Source organism: Simplicispira sp. (assembly GCF_028687295.1).
Lineage (GTDB): Bacteria > Pseudomonadota > Gammaproteobacteria > Burkholderiales > Burkholderiaceae_C > Simplicispira > Simplicispira metamorpha.
Map to the genome: position 1 here is coordinate 1 of NZ_JAQUAL010000049.1, position 20,237 is coordinate 20,237.

The following is a 20,237-nucleotide window of genomic DNA, read 5'->3' on the forward strand; positions in this document are numbered from 1 at the left end:
CTCCACCACGCGCGCCTGCAGCGCTTTGCGATCGACGGCTTTGAAGTACTCCTGTGATGCCAGGTTGAGCACGACCGGCGCGGTGGTAGGGGCCTTTGCTGGCATGCCTGGCGTGTTGCTGCTGGTTTCTGCCAGTTGCTGGTTCAGGCACTGCGCGATGTGCGCGCCCCAGAACTGGTAGAGCGTGTTGCCCGCACTGGTGCGCAGGCGCGTGCCCATCTCCAGCCGGTAGGGCTGCATCCAGTCCAGCGGGCGCAGCACGCCGTACAAGCCGCTGAGGATGGCCAGGTGCGCCTGCGCCCAGTCCAGCTCGGCATGGCTGAGGGTGCGCGCATCCAGGCCCTCGTACACATCGCCATTGAAAGCCATTACGGCCTGGCGGGCGTTGTCGGCGCTGAACTGCGGCGTCCAGCTGGCGTAGCGCGCCACGTTCAGTGCCGCCAGCGCATCACTGATTTTCATCAGCGAGGCGACCTCTTGCGGTGATTGCTGGCGCAGCAGTGCTATCAGCTGGCTGGACTGCGGAATAAAGTGCGGCAGGGTGTGGGCCAGCCCTGCGGGCACGGGCGTGTCGTAGTCCAGGGATTTGGCGGGAGACAGCAGGATCAGCATGGCATGGGTGCAGGCGAAAGGGCACAAAAAGAAGCGCCGACCCGTGGTGAGCAGGTCGGCGCGTGGGGAATGGTTGCAGGGGCGCGCGCAGCGCGCAGCCCCTGGGATGCGCCGGGCCTCAGGCCTGGGGCGGCTGCTCAAACGGCAGTTGCAGGTCACGCAGGTCGCGGCGGGTTTCCACCAGCACCAGCGGGCCTTCGTCGATCACGACGGGCGCTGGCCGTGGACGCGGCACATGCACGGGGCGGGGTTCTGCGGCAATGGCTGCCTGTACTGCGGCCACCTTGTCCGCATCCGAGTTGACCCACTGCAAGCCGCAGCTTTGTGCAATCTCCTGCATCTGCACTATGGGCAATACATAGGGCTGCACGCGCGGCATGGTGCCGGTGTTGGCTGCGGCCTGTGCAGGCGCAGCTACCGGCGCGGGTGCTACAGGGGCCGGAGCCGCTGCGGGCGCAGCTGCTGCTGGCGCGGCGGTTGCGGTGGGCGCTGGGGCGGGTGCGTCGGCAGACACCGTGGCAGCGTTGGCCTGATCAGCGCCAGCCTGCACGGGCTGGGGCGCTTCAGCTGGCGCAGGTGCCGACGCTGGTACGGTCACGGGCGCTGCCTGCGCTTCAGACGGTGCGGCTGCTGCGGGCACGGGCATGTCCGACTGTGCAGCCGCTGGCGCAAAGTAGCTGCGGCGCGCTGGTTCAGTGGCGGCCTGCTCCACCGTGCTGTCGGCAGGCAGGGCGCCACTGTCCGGGGCGGCTGCTGCCTCCTGGCGCTCACCACGTTCACCGCGCTGGCGGTCGCGGCCATAGCGGTCGCGTGAGCGGCGTTCGCGGCGCTCTTCGGTGGCGGGCGTTGCCGCTGGCGGGGCTGTGCTATCACCGCTCAAGTCCAGGTCAGGCAAGGCCGACTGGGGGGCTGTGTCGACAAAGTCGGCCACTGCAGCCTGGTGGGTGGCGGACTCCGGTGCGCGTGGTGCGCGCTCACGGCCTTCGCCGCGTGGGCTGCGCTCACGGCGGGGGTTACCGCTTGCGCCTTCACCGCGCTCACGGCGTGGCGCACGTTCGGGGCGCTGCTCTTGGGCTGCGCTGTCTGCTCCGGCGCTTGGCGTGGGCATGGCCGTGCTGTCCAGTGCGGTGGCATCGTCCAGCGGGCGGGCCTCGGCATCGCGGCGGCTGCGGCTTCCTTCGCGGTTTTCACGGCCTTCGCGGCGTTCGCCTTCCGGGCGGTCATTGCGGCGCTCGGCATCGCGCGCTGGGCGGGCTTCGGCGGGGCGTGTGCTTTCCGCAGGGCGCTCGGTGCGTTCGTTGCGGCGACCGCCCCGGCCTTCATTGGCGTTGCTGGCATCGCGCGGGGCATCTCTGCCTGCATCGCGGCTGGTGTTGCCATTGCGGTCGGTGCGCTCGTTGCGGCGGCCCCGGCCTTCGCTGGCACCACGGCCATCCCGGCGCGGCTCACGGGCCGACGGCTCTGCGGGTGCGGGGGGCGGTGCAACGATGGGCGCGGGGGGGCTGCCAAAGCCGAACAGGTTTTTGAGCCAGGCAAAAAAGCCCTTTTCCTGGGGCGCGGGCCGGTGGGCAGGGCGCTGTGGCGCTGTGGGTGCAGCCGCTGGTGCTGCGGTGCGCTGGCCGTTGGCAGGGCGGGGTGGGCGGGTTTCGCCCTCAGCGCGCGGTGCGGCCTGGGGTGCCGGTGCATCGGGCAGCACGCCCTTGATGACCGGGGTTTGCTTGTTGGTGGGCTCTTGCGAGCGGCGTGTCACGGCGGTGGGGTCTTCCACTTCTTCGGCCAGTTTGTAGCTGGCGTCGAGGTGGTCCAGGCGTGGGTCGTCGTGCTTGAGGCGTTCCAGACGGTAGTTGGGCGTTTCCAGCGTCTTGTTGGGCACCATCAGCACGCTCACGCGCTGCTTCAACTCGATCTTGGCGATCTCGGTGCGTTTTTCGTTGAGCAGGAACGAGGCCACTTCCACCGGCACCTGGCAGTGCACTGCAGCCGTGTTGTCCTTCATCGACTCTTCTTGAATGATCCGCAAAATTTGCAGTGCCGAGCTTTCCGTGTCGCGGATGTGGCCCGAACCACCGCAGCGCGGGCAGGGGATGGACGAGCCTTCGGAGAGTGCAGGCTTGAGGCGCTGGCGGCTCATTTCCATGAGGCCGAACTTGCTGATGGTGCCGAACTGCACGCGGGCGCGGTCTTGGCGCAGCGCGTCGCGCAGGCGGTTTTCCACTTCGCGGCGGTTCTTGCTCTCCTCCATGTCGATGAAGTCGATCACGATCAGGCCGCCCAGGTCGCGCAGGCGCATCTGGCGGGCCACTTCGTCGGCGGCTTCCAGGTTGGTGCGCGTGGCAGTTTCCTCGATGTCACCGCCCTTGATGGCGCGGGCCGAGTTCACGTCCACCGATACCAGCGCTTCGGTGTGGTCGATCACGATGGCGCCGCCGGACGGCAGTTGCACGGTGCGGGCGTAGGCCGATTCGATCTGGTGCTCGATCTGGAAGCGGCTGAACAGGGCGGCGTCGTCGCGGTAGCGCTTCACACGCGCAGCGTGCTCGGGCATGACGTGTGCCATGAACTGCTGCGCTTGCTCGTAAATATCGTCGGTGTCGATGAGGATGTCGCCGATGTCGTTGTTGAAGTAGTCGCGGATCGCGCGGATAACGAGCGAGGATTCCTGGTAGATCAGGAAGGCGCCCTTGCCACCCTTGGCGGCGCCGTCGATGGCGTTCCACAGTTTGAGCAGGTAGTTCAAGTCCCACTGCAGCTCGGGGGCGGTGCGGCCAATGCCGGCGGTGCGGGCGATGATGCTCATGCCGTTGGGGTATTCCAACTGGTCCATGGCTTCTTTCAGCTCGGCGCGGTCTTCACCCTCGATGCGGCGCGAGACGCCACCGCCGCGCGGGTTGTTGGGCATCAGCACCACGTAGCGGCCCGCCAGGCTGATGAAGGTGGTCAGGGCAGCGCCCTTGTTGCCGCGCTCTTCTTTTTCTACCTGGATCAGCAGCTCCTGGCCCTCGCGGATCACATCGTTGATGCGCGCCTGGCTGGGCGAGACGCCCGGGGCAAAGTACTGCTTGGAGATTTCCTTGAAGGGCAGGAAACCGTGGCGGTCTTCGCCGTAATCAACAAAACAGGCTTCCAGCGAGGGTTCGACGCGCGTGACAACGGCTTTGTAGATGTTGCCCTTGCGTTGCTCGCGCCCTTCGATTTCGATTTCGTAGTCGAGGAGTTTTTGTCCATCCACAATGGCCAGACGGCGTTCTTCGGGCTGGGTGGCGTTGATCAGCATCCGCTTCATGATGCGTTTCCTTTACGTGTGCGGGGTCGGCAGCGCCGCAGCACTGTGGCTGCCGGGCTGCGGCCCGTGATTCCAAACAAACAACAGGCTCGGTAGGAGCCAACAATGCCTGGACTGACGCCTTGAAACGAAGGGAATTGCCGGGTATGCCAAGTGCCGCCGAGCTTTAGCTCTGCGGGGGTGGCAAGGGCGCGTGGATGGGAGCGAGCCTGGAGAAGTGCAGATTTGCTATCGAATAAATAGCTGGTTGCGCAGGCAGGATGTGCGTTGGCGTGCTTTTCAATGCCCATAGCGGTAGCCAGCGCCGCCGCCACAGGGTTTGAACCATCATCACCAGCACCAACATGTTCGCTTTGATCCGCTGGCAGTCGCGGCCCGGGGTGGGTGGACTGCCAGCTGGGGTATTCCGTATTCAGTATTTCAATTGCGTCAGCCTGCCGTGCGCCGTGCAGGCCAAGGCAGGCAACTGGCCTGCTATCTGCGTGCGCGACACCCGCTGGCATCGACCTGCCTGCGCGGGGGAAATGGCTGTGTGGACTAAACTCCAGACAAATCAACCACTTACAAAACACTGCGCAGGTGAAACAGATTATAGGCGGCAAAACACCGCAACCCCCCGCCCTCCAGGCCGCTGTGGCCCCCGCTGCCCCGGCGGCACGGCTCATTGAAGTCGATGCCGAATCCGAGGGTCAGCGCCTCGACAATTTCCTCATGCGCCAGCTCAAGGGCGTGCCCAAAACGCACGTCTATCGCATCATCCGCAGCGGTGAAGTGCGCATCAACAAAGGCCGCGTCAGTGCCGACACCCGCGTGCACAGTGGCGATCAGGTGCGCCTGCCGCCCGTGCGCGTGTCGGAAAAAATGGCCGAGAAAGCCGCGCACCCCGCGCCCGCCCGCGAGTTTCCGGCTTTGCTGGAAGACGAGCACCTGATGGCCATCGACAAACCCGCTGGCGTGGCCGTGCATGGCGGCAGCGGCGTCAGTTTTGGCGTGATCGAGCAACTGCGCCAGGCCCGCCCGCAGGCGAAATTTCTGGAACTGGTACACCGGCTTGATCGCGAAACCTCGGGCATCTTGCTGGTGGCCAAAAAGCGCAGTGCGCTCACGCACCTGCAAGACCAGTTCCGCGAGCGTGAAACCGGCAAAACCTACCTGGCGCTGGTCAGCGGCAGCTGGCCCGCCAACAAAAAGGTGATTGACACCCCTTTGCACAAATACCTGCTGCCCGATGGCGAGCGCCGCGTGCGCGTCACCACGGCAGACGACCCCGACGGCATGCGCTCGATCACGCTGGTCAAGGTGCGCGCCACGGCACCCGCGCAACCGCTGCGGGGCCTGCCTGCGATGAGCCTGTTGGAAGTGACCATCAAGACCGGCCGCACGCACCAGATTCGCGTGCACTTGGCCAGCAGCGGCCACCCGATTGCGGGCGATGACAAATACGGCGATTTCGAGCTGAACAAGCGCTTGCAAAAGGCGGGCCTCAAACGCATGTTTCTGCATGCCTGGCGCCTGCAATTTACCCACCCCGCCAGCGGCGCACGCACCGAACTGCATGCCGAGCTGCCCCCCGAGCTGGCCGCTTTTGCCCCCTCGCCATGACCTTGCACCTGATCCCTTCGCGCCGCTTTGACCTGATCGCCTTCGATTGGGACGGCACCTTGTTCGACTCCACGCAGATCATCGTGCGCTGCATCCAGGCGGCGGTGCAGGATGTGGGCGGCGCCGTGCCCAGCCAAGAGGCCGCTGCCTACGTGATCGGCATGGCGCTGACGCAGGCGCTGGCCCACGCCGCCCCCGACGTGCCGCCCGAGAAATACCCCGAACTGGGCAACCGCTACCGCTACCACTACCTGCGCTTGCAGGACGAAGTGAGCCTGTTCGAAGGCGTCTTGCCCCTGCTGGACGACCTGCGCGCCCGGGGCCACCTGCTGGCCGTGGCCACCGGCAAGAGCCGCCGGGGCCTGAACGAAGCGCTGCAATCGGCCCAGCTCAAGGGCGTGTTCGATGGTTCGCGCACCGCCGATGAAACCGCTGGCAAGCCGCACCCGCTGATGCTGCACGAGCTGATGGCCGAGTTTGGCGTGCCGCCCGAGCGCGTGCTGATGGTGGGCGACACCACGCACGACCTGCAAATGGCGCTCAACGCCGGTTGCCCCAGCGTGGGCGTGGCCTACGGCGCCCACGACCACACCACCTTTGCCCCCTTGCAGCCCCTGAGCGTGGCCCACACCGTGCGCGAGTTGCACGACTGGCTCCTGCGCCAGGGCTGAGTGCGGCCGGGTGCGCTGGCATACTGCACAACACCTCCAGCCCATTGAGTTCTGACATGACCGAGCCCCAGCAACCCCCTTCCAGCGGATTTGAGCCAAAACAGCCCGCAGCGCCCGACCTGTGGGCGCGAGCAGCTACTGATTCAGGAGCAAAATCGCCCCCTGTCAATGCCCCCGGCTGGGAGCGCGAGGTGCTGGAGAAGCTGGCCTTTTCCACCCTGGCCGAGCAGCGCGCCGCGCGCCGCTGGCGCACCTTCACCCGTTTGGGGTGGCTGGCGTTTTTTGTTTTTCTGGCCTGGGCGGTGATGTCACGCGACATGAACACCGCCACCAAAAGCAGTCCACACACCGCCGTGGTGGACATCAAGGGCGAAATCGCTGCGGGCGCCGAGGCCAGCGCCGAGTTTGTCGTCGCCGCCATGCGCAGCGCGCTGGAAGACGAGGGCTCGCAGGCGCTGGTGCTGCTCATCAATTCGCCGGGTGGCAGCCCGGTGCAGGCGGGCATCATCAACGACGAAATCGTGCGCCTCAAGGCCAAGCACAACAAGCCCATCTACGCCGTGGTGGAAGAAACCTGTGCCTCAGCGGCCTACTACATCGCCGCTGCCGCCGACCGCATTTATGTGGACAAGGCCAGCATCGTGGGCAGCATCGGCGTGCTGATGGACGGTTTTGGCTTTACCGGCGCCATGGAAAAGCTGGGCGTCGAGCGCCGCCTGCTCACCGCAGGCGAGAACAAGGGCTTTCTCGACCCCTTCAGCCCCCAGACCGAAACGCAGCGCGCCTACGCGCAGGCCATGCTCGACCAGATCCACCAGCAATTCATCACCGTGGTCAAGTCGGGCCGGGGCGACCGGCTCAAGCCCACGCCCGAAACCTTCAGCGGCCTGTTCTGGACGGGCCAGCAGGCGCTGGACATGGGCCTGGCCGACCACTTGGGCAGCCTCGATTACGTGGCCCGCGAGGTCGTCAAGGCCGAAGACATCATCGACTACACCCGCCGCGACAACGTGGCCGAGCGGCTGGTCAAGCGCTTTGGTGCCGCCATGGGCACGGGCGCGGCGCGGGCGCTGCAATCGTCGGCGCTGCAATTGCGCTGATCCAACATCTGGGAGGAGCTTGCCATGGACATGCAACTGTGGGTAGGGGTGCTGCTGCTGGTGGCTGTGGCGCTGTGGGCCATGGCCGTTTACAACCGGCTGGTGCAACTGCGCAACCGCACCGCCAACGCCTTTGGCCAGATTGATGTGCAGCTCAAGCGCCGCCACGATCTGGTGCCCAACCTGGTCGAAGTGGCGCGCGGCTATTTGCAGCACGAAGCCAGCACGCTGCAAGCCGTGATTGCAGCGCGCGGCCAGGCCCAGGGCGCCGCCAGCAACGCGCGCCAGCATGTGGGCGATGCGGCGGCGCTGGGCGCGCTGGCTGCCGCCGAAGGCGTGCTGGGCAGCAGCCTGGGGCGCCTGATGGTGGTGGCCGAGGCCTACCCCGAACTCAAGGCCGACGCCACCATGCAGTCACTCAGCGAAGAACTCACCAGCACCGAGAACCGCATCGGCTTTGCCCGCCAGGCGTTCAACGACCAGGTGCTGGAGTTCAACAACGAGGCCACGCAGTTTCCGGCCCTCATCGTGGCGCGGCTGCTGGGCTTTGCGCCCGCCGCCATGCTCGAAGCCACGCGCAGCGAGGCCGAGCGCGCCGCCCCCCAGGTGAAGTTCTGAGCCGCTGCGCTGGCGCGCGCCTGCACCGCTGCTGGCCTCTGCCTCCTGCCTGCTCCAGCGCCTGCGCCGCCTGCCACTGCGCCCACCCCCCCCATGAAGTTCTGGGACCACCAGCACAACGCCCGCGCTGAGACGCGCCGCCTGCTGCTGGCTTTTGCCGTGGCGGTGGTGCTGCTGGTGGCGTCAGTCCATGGCGCGCTGGTGCTGGCCTGGCAGATGATGAACTGGGCGCTGCCGGTGCAGCTGCCGTATCCGCGCGGCTTTTTGGCGGCCAACGTGGGCGTGTCGCTGCTGCTGGTGCTGGGCGGCTGGTGGCTGGAGACCTCGAATTTGCGCGCCGGTGGGGTGCGCCTGGCCCAGCGCATTGGCGCCCGCGAGGCCCGGCCCGCCACCAGCCACGCCGAGCAGCGCCTGTGCAACGTGGTGCAAGAGCTGTGCATTGCCGCCCACATGCCCCAGCCCCAGGTCATGGTGCTGCCACGCACCGAGGCCATCAACGCCTTTGCGGCGGGCTGGGACGCATCGGACGCCGTGGTGGCCGTCACCCAGGGCGCGCTCGACTGGCTGACCCGCGAAGAGCTGCAAGGCATGGTGGCGCATGAACTCAGCCACCTGCACGAGGGCGACACCCGCCTGAAAATGCGCCTGGCCGGCATGGTCTATGGCCTGGAGCTGGTACACCACTTTGGCGACGAGATGCGCGAACGGCCCGGTCTGGCGTGGTGGTTTGGCAGTGCCATCCGGCTGGCGGGCTGGGCGGGCTGGCTGACCGGGCGGCTGCTCAAGGCGGCGGTATCGCGCCAGCGTGAGTTTCTGGCCGACGCCCGCGCTGTGCAGTGGACGCGCAGCAAAGACGGCCTGGGCGGCGTGCTGCGCAAGGTGCAGACCCAGCGCGCCCAGGCCGGTGCTGCGGGCGCGCCGCACGGCCACACCGGTCTGGCCCACCCCGCCGTGCAGCACATGCTGCTGGTGGATGTGCCCAGCGCCAGCGTGCTACAGCGCCACCTGGACAGCCACCCCACGCTGGACGAGCGCGTGCAGCGCATCTATGGCCGCCGCATGCAGCCGCTGCCGCTGACGCCCGTGCACGAGTCCCCCGAGAGCGCTCCGCGCACCGCTGCCGCCGCGCCCGGCGGTGCTTCGCTGGCCTCGCTGGTCGATCCGTTTGCGCGCTTTTGATTGTCAAAAAAGATAGCTGCTTGCGCCCGCTGCGTTTGGGCTGCAGGCCAAAAATACCTGAAATTTTTTCGGTGCGGGGGGCTACTGCCGCGTGCCCACTGGTTGCAGCAGCACCAGCAGCGCGCCTGCGCCGCCGTCCATGGGACGCGCCTGCACAAAGGCCAGCACCTCGCTTTTTTGCACCAGCCAGCGCTGCACCCGGCTTTTGAGCACGGGGCTTTTGCCCGGCGAGCCCAACCCCTTGCCATGCACCACGCGCACGCAGCGCATGCCGTTTTTGTGCGCGTTGCGGATGAACTGGCCCAGCGCCTCGCGCGCCTCATCGACGCGCAGGCCGTGCAGATCAAGCTGGCGCTGGATGCTCCAGTGCCCGGCGCGCAGGCGCTGGGTGATCTCTACGCCAATGCCGGGGCGCCGGAAACTGAGCTGGTCGTCGGTGTCGAGCAGGGTGCTGACGTCGAAGTCGTCGCTGATGGATTCGCGCAGCACGCGCTCTTCGTCCAGCCAGTGCTGCACGGGCAGGGGCAGCGGCGGTGGATCGGACAGGTGCAGGCGCTCGCGGGTGCGCAGCGGCCTGATGGCACCCACAGCGCGGCTGAACAGCTGGTGCTCGGCCTCGCGGCGGGCGGCGGCGGCGCGGCGTTCTTTGGCTTGGGCCTCCAGCCGGGCCTGTTCCTCGCGCAACTGGCGGGCTACTGCGCCCAGATCGTGCAAATCGGTGATGCGCGGGCCGCTGCGGCGCCGGGGAGAACTGGCACGTGCCCCTGTTCCCGCCGGGGCGGTGCGCGGTGCCTGGTGGATGCGCGCTGCCGCTGCGGCGCGCCGGGCCGCAGCGGGCGAGAGCGGCGGTGGCTCTGGTGGCGGTGGCGGTGGCAGTGGCAGTGCCTGCTGGCCCGCATCCGAGGCGCGTGCCGCCTCCAGTGCGGCGGCCAGTGCCGAGCGCAGCAGGGTAGAGTCTTGCAGGATCACAGCAGGCCCTTTTCTGCCATCGACAGCGCCTGGCCCGGCGCCACGATCACGTGGTCGAGCACGCGCACGTCGATCAGCGCCAGGGTGGTTTTCAAAGTTTGCGTGAGCGCCTCATCGGCGCGGCTGGGCTGCACATTGCCGCTGGGGTGGTTGTGCGACAGCACCACGGCAGCGGCCTGGTGGTGCAGGGCGCGCAGCACCACTTCACGCGGATAGACGCTGGTTTGCGTCAGCGTGCCACGAAACATCTCTTCCAGCGCCAGCAGGCGGTGCTGGCTGTCCAGAAACAGCACGGCAAACACCTCGTGGCCCTTGTAGGCCAGGTGCAGTTGCAGGTAGTGCTTGACGGCGTCGGGCGAGTCGAACACCTCGCCCTCTTGCAGCTGCTGGGCCAGGGCGCGGCGGGCCAGTTCGAGCACCGCCACCAGCTCGGCGCGCTTGGCCGGGCCCAGACCTTTGATGCGCTCCAGGTCGGCCGCGCTGGTGTGCAGCAGGCCGCCAATGCCGCCAAAGCCGCCACTGAGCTGGCCCGTGGTGGCGTCGATGCGGGGGGCGTCCAGCAGCTCTTGCGCCATCTGCAACACGTTTTTGCCGACGATGCCGGTGCGCAGCAAGATGGCCAGCAGCTCGGCATCGGCCAGGGCAGCGGGGCCGCGCGCCAGCAACTTCTCGCGCGGCTGCGCGTCGGCAGGAAGGTCTTTGAGGGGCATGGGGGAGCAGTGTGCGGGAGGCCAACCGTAAAATGGCGCCAGTTTATAGAGGCACCCATGGCACTTGTTCAACCGGGTTCATTCCTGACCCTGCATTACCGTCTGGCGGGCCCCGCTGGCGACATCATCAACACTTTTGACGGCAAACCGGCCACGCTCTCGCTGGGCGCAGGCGAGCTGTCCCCGGCCATGGAAGAGCGCCTGCTGGGCCTGAACGAGGGCGACCGCGCCACGTTCGAGCTGCCCGCAGGCGAGGCTTTTGGCCAGCGTAACCCCGAGATGCAGCAGTGGGTGGCGCGCACGCTGCTCAACGCCATGGGCGACCCCGACGACCAGTACCACCCCGGTGAAGTGGTCGAATTTGCCACCCCCGATGGCCTGGCCACCTACGCGGGCGTGGTGGTGCAAGTGGGCAACACCGACAGCCCCGATGCGTTGTTGATCGACTTCAACCACCCCCTGGCCAGCCAGCCGGTGACGTTTGAAGTCCAGGTGATTGGCGTGCTGTGAACCTGCCCCAGGAAGTGCTGCTGGCCGAGCCGCGCGGCTTTTGTGCGGGCGTGGATCGGGCCATTGAGATCGTGGAGCGGGCACTGCAAAAGTTTGGCGCGCCCATCTACGTGCGCCATGAAATCGTGCACAACACCTACGTGGTCAACGACCTCAAGGCCAAGGGCGCCATCTTCATTGAAGCACTGAGCGATGTGCCGCCTGGCGCCACGCTGGTGTTCAGCGCCCACGGTGTGAGCAAGGCCGTGCAGATGGAGGCGCACGCGCGCGGCTTCAGCGTGTTTGACGCCACCTGCCCGCTGGTCACCAAAGTCCACGTCGAGGTGGCCAAGCTGGCCCAGGAGGGCTACGAGTTCATCATGATTGGCCACAAAGGCCACCCCGAGGTCGAGGGCACCATGGGCCAGCTCGACCACGGCATCCACCTGGTGGAAGACGTGGCCGACGTGGCCCGCGTGCAGCCGTTGCAAACGGCCAAACTCGCCGTGGTCACGCAAACCACCCTGAGCGTGGACGATGCCGCCGAGATCACCGCCGCCGTGCGCGCGCGCTTTCCGCAGGTGCGCGAGCCCAAACAGCAGGATATTTGCTACGCCACGCAAAACCGCCAGGATGCCGTCAAGGTACTGAGCCCGCAGGTGGACTTGGTGATTGTGGTGGGCAGCCCCACCAGCTCCAACAGCAACCGCCTGCGCGAGCTGGCGGCCAAGCTGGGCACCACGGCCTACATGGTCGATAGTGCCGATGAGCTGCGTCCCGAGTGGTTCAAGGGCATTGCCCGCGTCGGCCTGACGGCGGGAGCCTCGGCGCCCGAGATTCTGGTCAAGCAGGTGATTGACCGCATCAAGGCGCTGGGCGCGGTGTCGGTGCGCAGCATGAACGGCATCGAAGAGACGGTGAAGTTTCCGCTGCCCAAGGGCCTCAAGCTCGATGCCGCTACCGGCCTGGAACTGGCCGAGCGCCGCCCCGAAACCGGCGCTGCCTGACGCTGTAACACTCTTTTATTGATAGCTGGTAGCGCCCACCGCGCAAGGGCTGGAGGCTGATTTGACCGATAATTTTATCGGCCAAGTCAGCTCCACAAGTCCAGCGGCGGGTCGGCGGCCACGGCGCGCAGGATGTCGGTGCGTGAGACAAAACCCGCCATGCTGCCCCACTCATCCGTCACCGGCAGGCCGGGCAGGCCGGTGTCCAGCAGCACCTGGGCGACGCGGCGCAGCTCGGTATCGACCGACACCGTCGGCACCGGGCTGACCATGGCCTCTGCCACCAGGCGGCGCACCAGCGCCAATTGTTCGCCCATGCTGCCCGGCGCGGGCAGCAGCTCCTGGGGCGCGATGTCGCTGCGCAACAGCAATCCCACCACATGGCCTTGTGCATTGAGCACCGGCGCCTGGCCGATGTGGTGTTCAGACAGCAGGTGCCAGGCGTCATGCACGCGCATGGTGGGAGTGACGGTGAGGGCGCCGCGCGTCATCACATCGCTCACGCGTGTCAGCGGCTGGCGTGCCATCTGCGGGCCTTGCTCGGTGCGGGCGTAGGCGCTGACGGCATCTTGGGCGCGCAGCGTCATGGTCGGCGGCGTGGGCGCTGTGGTCTGGGCCGGTGGTGGGGGCAGCGGGAAGGGCGCTGCGCCATCGCCTTGCGGATCCAGGCGCGCGCGCAGCGCCAAGGGGCGGCGCACGCTGCGCACGGGCGAGATTTTGGCCAGGTTCTCGGGGCCACCGCGGTACATCTGCCCAGACGGGCCAAAGACAAAAAACATGCTGAGCTCCTGCGGGCAGAATCGGCGCTGCCATTGGACAGGCATGTTAAAGGGCGGTGGTGGCGCCAGAGGGCAATACCCCGGCGCTGTGGCGGGCGCCGCCGCCGTGGCCCCTAAAATCGCTGCATGCTTGACATTTTTCTTCTCCGCAAAGACCTGGCCAGCGCCATCGCCCGCCTGGAAACCCGCAAAAATCCCCAGGCGTTCTTGGACGTGCAAGCGTTCCAAGCGCTGGAATCCGAGCGCAAAACCCTGCAAACCCGCACCGAGGAGCTGCAAGCCCAGCGCAACCAGCTCTCCAAGCACATCGGCATGCTGATGGGCAAGGGCGACAAAGAGGGCGCCGAGGCTGCCAAGGCCCAGGTGGCGGCTTCCAAGGTGGAGCTGGAGCAATCGGCCCAGCGCCTGGAGCAAATCCAGACCGAGCTGCAAACCATGCTCATGGCCGTGCCCAACCTGCCCCACGAGAGCGTGCCCGTGGGCCCCGATGAATCGGGCAATGTGGAAGTGCGCCGCTGGGGCACGCCCGCCACCTTCGCTTTCGAGGTGAAAGACCATGTGGACGTGGGCACCCCGCTGGGGCTGGACTTTGACATGGGCGTCAAGCTGTCGGGCTCGCGCTTTACGGTGATGAAGGGCGGCATCGCCCGCCTGCACCGGGCGCTTAGCGCATTCATGCTGGACGTGCAGACGCAAGAGCACGGCTATGCCGAGTGCTATGTGCCCTACGCCGTCAACGCCGATTCGCTCAAAGGCACCGGCCAGCTGCCCAAGTTTGAAGGCGACCTGTTTGCCGCCAAAAAGGGTGGCCAGGACGGCGAGCCCGTGCCCGACCATGCCGCGCTCTACCTCATCCCCACCAGCGAGGTGCCGCTGACCAATTTTGTCCGCGATGTGGTGTTGGCCGAATCCGAGTTGCCCATCAAGCTCACGGCGCATACGCCATGCTTTCGCTCGGAGGCAGGCAGCTATGGCCGCGACACGCGCGGCATGATCCGTCAGCACCAGTTCGACAAGGTGGAAATGGTGCAAATCGTGCATCCCGACCACAGCTACGAAGCGCTGGAAGCCATGACCGGCCACGCCGAGGCCATCCTGCAAAAACTGGGCCTGCCTTACCGCGTGATGAGCCTGTGTACGGGCGATATGGGCTTTGGCGCTGCCAAAACCTATGACCTGGAAGTGTGGCTGCCCGGCCAGAACAACTACCGCGAAATCAGCTCGGTGAGCAACTGCGAGGCCTTCCAGTCGCGCCGTCTGCAAGCGCGCTTCAAGAACGCCCAGGGCAAGAATGAACTGGTACACACCCTGAACGGCTCGGGCCTGGCCGTGGGCCGCACGCTGGTGGCCGTGCTGGAAAACTACCAGAACGCAGACGGCAGCGTGACCGTGCCCGAAGTGCTTCGCCCCTATATGGGCGGGCTGGAAGTGCTGGTACCTTGAAATATCTGCTAGAATCGCAGGCTTCGACACACAGGAGAGGTGGCAGAGTGGTCGAATGTACCTGACTCGAAATCAGGCGTGGTAGCAATATCACCGTGGGTTCGAATCCCACCCTCTCCGCCAAATTAAAAACCCTTGCAAGTCAATGACTTGCAAGGGTTTTTTCTTTGGTCTTGGTGCTGTTTGCCGGGCCAGCCAAAGCAGCGCGTTACCATTCAGTGGCCATGCTTGCACCATCAGGATTTGTCGCGCCCCCATGAAAACCTTGCTCAGCCACATTGATCCCGCCGTGCTTGCCGTTGCGCTTGAGCAGTCGTTCAACGCGGTGGTGTTGACTGACGCAAGCCTGGATAAAGAGGGTTGCCGCATCGTTTATGCCAACGAAGCCTTTAGCCGCATGACTGGCTATAGCGAGCAAGAACTGCTGGGCCGTAACCCGCGCCTGCTCCAGGGGCCGGCCACCAATCCCGACGTGATGGAGTGGCTGCGCGAGTGCCTGCGCCAGGGCAGCTATTTCCAAGGCTCCACCATCAACTACCGCAAGGACGGGCGACCCTACACGGTAGAGTGGAACATTTCCCCGGTGCGCAATCCGGCGGGCAAGATCACCCACTTCATCTCAGTGCAGCAAGACATCAGCAACCTGATGGCAGCACAAAAGACAACCCAGCTTTTTGCCCATGTGCTCAACGTCACCGACGATGGCGTGCTCATCACCAACCGCCACGGCGTCATCGAGTTTGTCAACAAAGGGTTTGAAAAAATCACCGGCTATGGGTTGACCGAGGTGCTGGGGCACACCCCCAGTCTGCTCAAGTCCGGTGAACATGACGCGGCGTTCTACCAGAACATGTGGGACACCCTGAAGCAGGGCAAAACCTTCAGGGGCACCTTCACCAACCGCGCCAAAAACAACGCGCTGATTTACTGCGACGAAACCATCACGCCCCTGACCGACGAGGCGGGCGAAGTGACGCACTACGTGAGCATTTTTCGCGACCTGACCACCCGGGTGCTGGAAGAGCAGATGTTTCGCGAGACCATGCGCTTTGACGCATTGACCGGCGCGCTCAACCGCGCCTCCGGTGAAATGGTGCTGGAGAAAGCCTACATGCAGGCCGTGGGCAGCAAACTGCCCATGTCGATAGCCATCGCTGATGTTGACCACTTCAAGCAGATCAACGACACCTGGGGCCACAGTTGTGGCGACGCAGTGCTCAAGGCGCTGTCGCGCAGCCTCATTGCCGCACTGCGCGCCAACGACAGCGTCATCCGTTGGGGTGGAGAAGAATTCTTGCTGGTTTTCAGTGGCTGTGACCTGGGGCAGGCGCTGCCTCTGGCTGAGCGCTGCCGCGCAAGCGTGCAACGGTTGACGCACGAGCAGGCGGGCCAGGTCACGTTGTCTGTGGGAGTCGGCGAGCTGCAGCCTGGCGAAACCCTGGCGCAGTTGATCGAGCGCGTTGACAAAGCCATGTACCGCGCCAAACACGCTGGCCGCAACCAGGTGCAGCCTGCGGCGGTGGTCATGCCCCCTGCGGCTTCAGGCACAGGGGGCGCATTTTGATGGTTTTTGGGCCGGCAGGGCTTGTGTGGCGTGCGCTTTGTGCTATTTAAATAATAGCATTCTTGTGGCGCTGCCTGGCACCCAATCAGGCGTTGGCAGCGTCGGTCAGTTGTTGCAGGGCTGCGGCTACGTCCTGCGTTGATACGCCTTCTACCGGCGCCAGGCGCGCGGCCAGGGTGTGCAGCGCATTGGCGTCTTTTTGCAGCTGGGCGATGGCCTGGCCCGCCTCTTGGGGTGCGGCAAAACCCGTGCTTTGCAACAGCAGGCGGCCATCGGCGGCCACCAGCTTGAAGTAGAACTGGCCGTCTTTTTCGCGGTACTGCTTGAAGCTGGGCAGCGCAGCCTTGGTGGCTTTGGCTGCCTGGGGGGCAGCGGTGCCCTGGGCCAGGCTGCGCAGGCCCACGGCAGAGCGCAGCTCGCGGATGAACGGCGTGGCCAGCGTGCGGGCCCGCTCGGCACCGGCCAGCAGGGTTTGCTCGATGCGCTCGGGGTGGCTGATCAGCGCTTCGTACTGCGCCCGCATGGGCGTTATCACCTGGTCCACGCGCTCCAGCAGCAGCTGTTTGGCGTCGCCCCAGGCAATGCCGTCGGCATACTGCTGGCGCAGGGCGGCGGTCTCTTGCTCGGTGGCAAAGGCCTGGTAAATCTGGAACAGCGCCGAACCCTCGACTTCTTTGGGTTCGCCGGGCGCGCGCGAGTCGGTCAGCAGGCTGCCGATGAGCTTTTGTAGCTGCGCGCGCGAGCTGAACAGCGGGATGGTGTTGTTGTAGCTTTTGCTCATCTTGCGGCCATCGAGGCCGGGCAGGGTGGCCACGTTGTCGTCAATCACCGCTTCGGGCAGCGTGAAGTGTTCGCCGTAGAGGTGGTTGAAGCTGGCGGCCATGTCACGCGCCATTTCGATGTGCTGGATCTGGTCGCGGCCCACGGGCACTTTGTTCGCCTTGAACATCAGGATGTCGGCGCCCATGAGCACGGGGTACATGAACAGGCCGGCAGTGACGCCGTCGTCTGCCTCGCGGCCCGCCGCCAGGTTTTTGTCTTGCGATGCTTTGTAGGCGTGGGCGCGGTTGAGCAGGCCCTTGCCGGTGACGCAGCTGAGCAGCCAGTTGAGTTCGGCAATTTCGGGGATGTCAGACTGGCGGTAGAACGTGACCTGCTCAGGGTTGAGCCCGGCAGCCAGCCAGCTGGCGGCAATCTCCAGTGTCGAGCGCTGGATGCGCGCCGGGTCTTCGCATTTGATGAGTGCGTGGTAGTCGGCCAAAAAATAAAAGCTCTGCACGCCGGGGCGCAGGCTGGCCTCGACCGAGGGGCGGATGGAGCCGACAAAGTTGCCCAGGTGGGGGGTGCCGGTGGTGGTGATGCCGGTCAGAAAACGCGTGGTGCTCATAAAAACGCAATCAGCAAGAAAAAAGAAAAGGCGCTATCTAGCGCAGCAGGGCGGTGAGCGGTGTCAGCAGCAGGTTGATGGCGCCGTAGCCCAGGCTCATCAGCGGGCGCAGCCACAGCGAGCCCACAATGCCCGCCAGAACCAGCGCCATCACGATGAAAAAGCCCCAGGGTTCCACGCGCGACAGCAGGTGTGCCTGCTTCCAGGGCAGCAGTCCGACCAGAATGCGCCCGCCATCCAGTGGCGGCAGCGGAAACAGGTTGAAGGCCCACATCACCAGATTGACCAGCACGCCAGCGCGGGCCATCTCTAAAAAGAAGCGCTCCTGCGTGCCCGTGCCCACCAGCACCACCAGCAGCACTGCCCAAAGGGCGGCCTGCACAAAGTTGGACGCTGGCCCGGCCAGCGCCACCCACACCATGTCGCGCTTGGGGTTGCGCAGGTGGCCAAAATTGACTGGCACGGGTTTGGCGTAGCCAAACAAAAATGCGCCCGAGGTGGCAAAGTACAGCAGCAGCGGCATCAGGATGGTGCCGACGGGATCGATGTGCTTGAACGGGTTGAGTGTGATGCGTCCCAGCATGTAGGCGGTGTTGTCGCCATAGTGGCGCGCCGCGTAGCCGTGGGCCGCCTCGTGCACGGTGATGGCAAACAGCACCGGCAGGGCGTAGATCAGAACGGTCTGGATGAGGTTGGAGATGTCCACCGGGAGCCGCCTCAAAGACCAATGGCCGACAGGCTGCCGCGGCCTTCGCGCAGCACCACCGGGTCGCCGCCGCTGCCCATGGGTGTCAGGTCGATCACCGTGGTGGGCTCGAAGGGGCAGGCGCCCGCGTCGATCACGGCGTCAATCTGGTGCTCGTAGCGTTGGCGAATTTCTTGTGCGTCGTTGAGCGGCTCGGTCTCGCCCGGTGGGATCAGCGTGGTGGCCAAGAGCGGCGCACCGTGCAGGTCAATCAGCATTTGCAGGCCTTTGCGGTCGGGCACACGCAGGCCGATGGTTTTGCGCGAAGGGTGGCTCACGCGCCGGGGCACTTCTTTGGTGGCTTCCAGGATGAAGGTGTAGGGGCCGGGTGTGGCCAGCTTGAGCAGGCGGTACTGCTTGTTGTCCACCAGCGCGTAGTTGGCCAGCGCCGACAGGTCGCTGCACAACAGCGTCAGGTGGTGTTTTTCATCGACCTGGCGGATGCGGCGCAGGCGGTCCACCGCTTGCTTGTCATCCAGGTGGCAGACCAGGGCGTAGCTCGAATCGGTGGGCACGGCCAGAATGGCGCCTTTTTGCAGCAGCGCGGCGGCTTGCTTGAGCAGGCGTGGCTGGGGGTTGTCGGGGTGGATGTCAAAAAACTGGGCCATGGTGTCAGCCTTTGTGCCTATCAGGCAGCGGGTTGGATGCGATCGGCCAGCAGCTCCCACACGGGGGTGAGACCGGAGGGCAGGGCGGGCAGCTTGCCCAGATCGGTATGGGATTCGTCGGGGCCATGGAAGTCGCTGCCGCGCGAGGCGGCCAGGCCAAATTCGCGGGCCATGGCGGCGTAGGTGGCGTATTCGGCCACCGAGTGGCTGCCTGTGACCACCTCCACGCCCTGGCCGCCGTGTTCCTTGAACTCGGAAAACAGGGCGAATTCTTCGTTGGCTGTGAGCCGGTAGCGCGCCGGATGGGCAATGATGGCCACGCCGCCGGCCTGCGTGATCCAATGCACGGCATCGCCCAGATTGGCCCAGCGGTGGGGCACAAAACCGGGCTTGCCCTCGGTGAGGTATTTGCGAAACACCTCGGAGGTCTCTTTGCACACGCCTGCCTCTACCAGAAACCGGGCAAAGTGCGTGCGCGAGATCAGCGCCGGGTTGCCCACATATTTAAGGGCGCCTTCATAGGCCCCGGCAATGCCCACCTGTGCCAGTTGCTCGGCCATTTCCATGGCGCGGGTGTCGCGCCCACCGCGCGTGGCCGCCAGGCCCTGGGCGATGCGTGGATCGCTGTCCTCAAAGCCCAGGCCGACGATGTGTACCGTCTCGCTGGCAAAACTGACCGAAATCTCGACACCGCTCAAAAAAGCCATGCCCTGGGCCTGCGCCGCCACCCGGGCGCGTTGCACGCCGCCGATTTCATCGTGGTCGGTCAGGGCCCATAAATCGACACCGTTGCCGCGCGCTCGCGTTGCCAGCACCTCGGGGGTAAGGGTGCCATCGGAAACCACAGAGTGGCAGTGCAGGTCAGCGTTGAGGTAGGAGTTCACCGGGCAATTTTAGAGCGTTTACCTTGGAGGGGTGTGGGAGGGCCAGTGTGTGCAGGTATGGAAGCATTTGCTTACGTAGAATGCCTTTCTTTAATGTGTCCAGGTGGTGCGCTGCGGTCGCTGGTTTGACGCCTCCCTGGATTTTTGGCGCAGAAAAGAGAACCTATGAAACTGGACAATATGAGGGTATCCCACAAGCTGTGGGGCACGATTTTGGGATTGCTCGGCCTGATTCTGGCGGTGGCAGCGTTCACGCAATACCACTCCAGTGCAGCGATGAGCCGGGCGTTTGAAGACATTGCACGTTATGAAAACGCCATCACCCAGGCCACGCGCTGGCAGGGGCTGACCGAGGTGGTGATGGAGCGCACCGTGGCCGCCATCAATGTGCAATCGGCCGAAGCCTACAAATTCCTCACCCAGAAAAGCGCCGCAGATTCCGCCAAGATCAATGAAATCCAGGCCAAAGCCGTCGAGAACGCCCGCACCGACGCTGAAAAACAGGCCCTGGAGAACGTGAGCAAGGCCCGCACCCATGCGCGCGCCTTCCTGGCCAAAGTGCCTGAGCTCAAAGAAGCTGGCGACTA

Annotated in this window: 19 protein-coding genes and 1 tRNA gene; 11 read left to right on the forward strand and 9 right to left on the reverse strand. The window is 65.4% G+C overall.

Annotation, left to right across the window (positions count from 1 at the left end; genetic code table 11):
• The coding region (locus tag PHX69_RS07480) for a YaaA family protein (protein WP_288043130.1) at window positions 1-612 on the reverse strand (612 nt) is incomplete at its 3' end.
• Between the two features lie 118 nt (window positions 613-730).
• Complete coding sequence (locus PHX69_RS07485) at window positions 731-3,895, reverse strand: Rne/Rng family ribonuclease (protein WP_288043131.1); 3,165 nt, start codon at window positions 3,893-3,895, stop codon at window positions 731-733.
• 579 nt (window positions 3,896-4,474) lie between these two features.
• Here PHX69_RS07485 and PHX69_RS07490 point away from each other — a divergent pair.
• From PHX69_RS07490 to PHX69_RS07510, 5 genes are all read left to right on the forward strand, one after another.
• A complete protein-coding gene (locus tag PHX69_RS07490; RefSeq protein WP_502958492.1) occupies window positions 4,475-5,497 on the forward strand; it encodes an RluA family pseudouridine synthase in 1,023 nt (340 codons plus the stop codon).
• Window positions 5,494-6,168 carry an HAD family hydrolase gene (locus PHX69_RS07495; RefSeq protein ID WP_288043132.1) on the forward strand — a complete coding sequence of 225 codons (675 nt, stop codon included), beginning with the start codon at window positions 5,494-5,496 and terminating at the stop codon, window positions 6,166-6,168. The genes PHX69_RS07490 and PHX69_RS07495 overlap by 4 nt, the downstream gene beginning before the upstream one ends.
• Before the next feature lie 56 nt (window positions 6,169-6,224).
• Entirely contained in the window at window positions 6,225-7,268 is a 1,044-nt protein-coding gene (locus PHX69_RS07500; protein ID WP_288043133.1) for a S49 family peptidase, read from the forward strand.
• Between the two features lie 24 nt (window positions 7,269-7,292).
• The gene (locus PHX69_RS07505) at window positions 7,293-7,886 is read left to right on the forward strand and encodes a LemA family protein (RefSeq protein WP_374761658.1); all 594 of its coding nucleotides are present in this window, start codon (window positions 7,293-7,295) and stop codon (window positions 7,884-7,886) included.
• Between the two features lie 93 nt (window positions 7,887-7,979).
• Window positions 7,980-9,065 carry a M48 family metalloprotease gene (locus tag PHX69_RS07510; protein WP_288043135.1) on the forward strand — a complete coding sequence of 362 codons (1,086 nt, stop codon included), beginning with the start codon at window positions 7,980-7,982 and terminating at the stop codon, window positions 9,063-9,065.
• Window positions 9,066-9,146: 81 nt separating this feature from the next.
• Here PHX69_RS07510 and PHX69_RS07515 read toward each other — a convergent pair whose 3' ends face one another.
• Window positions 9,147-9,749, reverse strand: a complete 603-nt coding sequence (locus tag PHX69_RS07515) for a Smr/MutS family protein (protein WP_502958494.1) — start codon at window positions 9,747-9,749, stop codon at window positions 9,147-9,149.
• Window positions 9,750-10,030: 281 nt separating this feature from the next.
• Window positions 10,031-10,744, reverse strand: coding sequence for a RadC family protein (radC, locus tag PHX69_RS07520; RefSeq protein WP_288043136.1), 714 nt, complete (start codon window positions 10,742-10,744; stop codon window positions 10,031-10,033).
• Window positions 10,745-10,801: 57 nt separating this feature from the next.
• Here radC and PHX69_RS07525 point away from each other — a divergent pair, with 57 nt between their 5' ends.
• On the forward strand, window positions 10,802-11,254 hold the full coding sequence (locus PHX69_RS07525; protein ID WP_119011996.1) for an FKBP-type peptidyl-prolyl cis-trans isomerase: 453 nt from the start codon (window positions 10,802-10,804) through the stop codon (window positions 11,252-11,254).
• Window positions 11,251-12,240 (forward strand): 4-hydroxy-3-methylbut-2-enyl diphosphate reductase, encoded by a 990-nt coding sequence (gene ispH, locus PHX69_RS07530; RefSeq protein ID WP_119011995.1) that lies wholly within the window; start codon window positions 11,251-11,253, stop codon window positions 12,238-12,240. Before PHX69_RS07525 ends, ispH begins: the two co-directional genes overlap by 4 nt.
• An 86-nt stretch (window positions 12,241-12,326) precedes the next feature.
• On the opposite strand, the gene PHX69_RS07535 is transcribed toward ispH, so the two are convergent.
• Window positions 12,327-13,019, reverse strand: a complete 693-nt coding sequence (locus PHX69_RS07535) for a CBS domain-containing protein (RefSeq protein WP_288043137.1) — start codon at window positions 13,017-13,019, stop codon at window positions 12,327-12,329.
• A gap of 126 nt (window positions 13,020-13,145) precedes the next feature.
• Between PHX69_RS07535 and serS the strand changes: the two genes are divergently transcribed.
• The 3 genes from serS (at window position 13,146) to PHX69_RS07550 (ending at window position 16,026) form a co-directional block, all read left to right on the forward strand.
• The gene (serS, locus tag PHX69_RS07540; RefSeq protein ID WP_119011993.1) at window positions 13,146-14,462 is read left to right on the forward strand and encodes a serine--tRNA ligase; all 1,317 of its coding nucleotides are present in this window, start codon (window positions 13,146-13,148) and stop codon (window positions 14,460-14,462) included.
• 33 nt (window positions 14,463-14,495) lie between these two features.
• Window positions 14,496-14,585: transfer RNA gene (locus tag PHX69_RS07545), tRNA-Ser, on the forward strand.
• A 133-nt stretch (window positions 14,586-14,718) separates the two neighbouring features.
• A complete protein-coding gene (locus PHX69_RS07550) occupies window positions 14,719-16,026 on the forward strand; it encodes a sensor domain-containing diguanylate cyclase (RefSeq protein WP_288043139.1) in 1,308 nt (435 codons plus the stop codon).
• A gap of 85 nt (window positions 16,027-16,111) precedes the next feature.
• Here PHX69_RS07550 and PHX69_RS07555 read toward each other — a convergent pair whose 3' ends face one another.
• The 4 genes from PHX69_RS07555 to PHX69_RS07570 are packed head-to-tail and all read right to left on the reverse strand — an operon-like array spanning window position 16,112 to window position 19,650.
• Window positions 16,112-17,413 (reverse strand): tryptophan--tRNA ligase, encoded by a 1,302-nt coding sequence (locus tag PHX69_RS07555; RefSeq protein WP_288043140.1) that lies wholly within the window; start codon window positions 17,411-17,413, stop codon window positions 16,112-16,114.
• A 37-nt stretch (window positions 17,414-17,450) separates the two neighbouring features.
• The gene (locus PHX69_RS07560; protein ID WP_119011990.1) at window positions 17,451-18,119 is read right to left on the reverse strand and encodes a site-2 protease family protein; all 669 of its coding nucleotides are present in this window, start codon (window positions 18,117-18,119) and stop codon (window positions 17,451-17,453) included.
• Window positions 18,120-18,130: 11 nt separating this feature from the next.
• Window positions 18,131-18,766 carry an L-threonylcarbamoyladenylate synthase gene (locus PHX69_RS07565; protein ID WP_119011989.1) on the reverse strand — a complete coding sequence of 212 codons (636 nt, stop codon included), beginning with the start codon at window positions 18,764-18,766 and terminating at the stop codon, window positions 18,131-18,133.
• Window positions 18,767-18,786: 20 nt separating this feature from the next.
• Window positions 18,787-19,650 carry a 3',5'-nucleoside bisphosphate phosphatase gene (locus PHX69_RS07570; RefSeq protein WP_288043141.1) on the reverse strand — a complete coding sequence of 288 codons (864 nt, stop codon included), beginning with the start codon at window positions 19,648-19,650 and terminating at the stop codon, window positions 18,787-18,789.
• 180 nt (window positions 19,651-19,830) lie between these two features.
• Here PHX69_RS07570 and PHX69_RS07575 point away from each other — a divergent pair.
• The coding region (locus tag PHX69_RS07575; protein ID WP_502958493.1) for an MCP four helix bundle domain-containing protein at window positions 19,831-20,237 on the forward strand (407 nt) is incomplete at its 3' end.

Coding starts and splice junctions, on each gene's coding strand:
- PHX69_RS07485 (WP_288043131.1), bottom strand. CDS start 3,895: ATGAAGCGGATGCTGATCAACGCCACCCAGCCCGAAGAACGCCGTCTG.
- PHX69_RS07495 (WP_288043132.1), top strand. CDS start 5,494: ATGACCTTGCACCTGATCCCTTCGCGCCGCTTTGACCTGATCGCCTTC.
- PHX69_RS07500 (WP_288043133.1), top strand. CDS start 6,225: ATGACCGAGCCCCAGCAACCCCCTTCCAGCGGATTTGAGCCAAAACAG.
- PHX69_RS07505 (WP_374761658.1), top strand. CDS start 7,293: ATGGACATGCAACTGTGGGTAGGGGTGCTGCTGCTGGTGGCTGTGGCG.
- PHX69_RS07510 (WP_288043135.1), top strand. CDS start 7,980: ATGAAGTTCTGGGACCACCAGCACAACGCCCGCGCTGAGACGCGCCGC.
- radC (WP_288043136.1), bottom strand. CDS start 10,744: ATGCCCCTCAAAGACCTTCCTGCCGACGCGCAGCCGCGCGAGAAGTTG.
- PHX69_RS07525 (WP_119011996.1), top strand. CDS start 10,802: ATGGCACTTGTTCAACCGGGTTCATTCCTGACCCTGCATTACCGTCTG.
- PHX69_RS07535 (WP_288043137.1), bottom strand. CDS start 13,019: ATGTTTTTTGTCTTTGGCCCGTCTGGGCAGATGTACCGCGGTGGCCCC.
- serS (WP_119011993.1), top strand. CDS start 13,146: ATGCTTGACATTTTTCTTCTCCGCAAAGACCTGGCCAGCGCCATCGCC.
- PHX69_RS07550 (WP_288043139.1), top strand. CDS start 14,719: ATGAAAACCTTGCTCAGCCACATTGATCCCGCCGTGCTTGCCGTTGCG.
- PHX69_RS07555 (WP_288043140.1), bottom strand. CDS start 17,413: ATGAGCACCACGCGTTTTCTGACCGGCATCACCACCACCGGCACCCCC.
- PHX69_RS07565 (WP_119011989.1), bottom strand. CDS start 18,766: ATGGCCCAGTTTTTTGACATCCACCCCGACAACCCCCAGCCACGCCTG.